Genomic DNA, 804 nt, shown 5'->3' on the forward strand with positions numbered 1-804 from the left:
GCAGGGCGCGGGAACCGTCGAGGAACACGTCGATGACCGTGCCGTTGACCTCGAAGCGCCACGGCTGGGTGTTGTGCATCGACGGTGCCGCTACCGCGGCGGCGAGTAGTACGTCGATCTGTTCCATCGACAGTGCGTCCATGGGGTGCCTCCTCGGCGGGCCAGGGGTGGCAAGTGCTGCCACGTTCTCAGCGTGCGCGTGGAGGCGGGCGGCTGGCTGCGGGCGTCGGTCCCGACCTGGCAGGTCCTTCGGCACCTTTGCTGGTGACTACGGGCCCTGATGCCGGCAGGCCCGGCGGCCGCAGCATTCAGGTGTCACATCGAATCTGAAGGAGCGACCATGACTCTCACCCCCAATCGCCACAGCAGCCCGGTTTCCACCGGCTCGCTTGGTTCAACTACCGCACCGAAACTCGGGTCGACCACCGGTCGCGTGCTGGCGGTACTGCGGATCGCGGTCGGTCTGACGTTCTTCTGGGCGTTCGTCGACAAGGTGTTCGGCCTCGGCTATGCCACGCCTTCGGGTAAGGGCTGGCTCGACGGCGGCAACCCGACCGCGGGCTTCCTGAAGGGTGCCGAAGGGCCGTTCGCCGGGTTCTACCACTCCCTGGTGGGTGACTTCTGGGTCACGCCGCTGTTCATGATCGGCCTGGCCGGGATCGGGCTGGCCCTGATCCTCGGCGTCGCAATGCGTATCGCCGCGGCCGCGGGAGTCGTTCTGTACTTGATGATGTGGAGCGCCGCGCTACCGCCGACGACCAACCCGGTGATCGACGACCACATCATCGGCGCCATCACCCTGGT

At 66.9% G+C, this 804-nt stretch carries 2 protein-coding genes; one reads left to right on the forward strand and one right to left on the reverse strand.

The features are described 5' to 3' along the window. On the reverse strand, nt 1-142 hold a 142-nt coding region (locus G3I17_RS42425), incomplete at its 3' end, for a nitroreductase family protein (protein WP_343238569.1). A gap of 198 nt (nt 143-340) precedes the next feature. Here G3I17_RS42425 and G3I17_RS39205 point away from each other — a divergent pair. Then, the coding region (locus G3I17_RS39205; protein ID WP_164604500.1) for a hypothetical protein at nt 341-804 on the forward strand (464 nt) is incomplete at its 3' end.

This window comes from Streptomyces sp. SID13031, from assembly GCF_010548305.1.
GTDB lineage: Bacteria > Actinomycetota > Actinomycetes > Propionibacteriales > Kribbellaceae > Kribbella.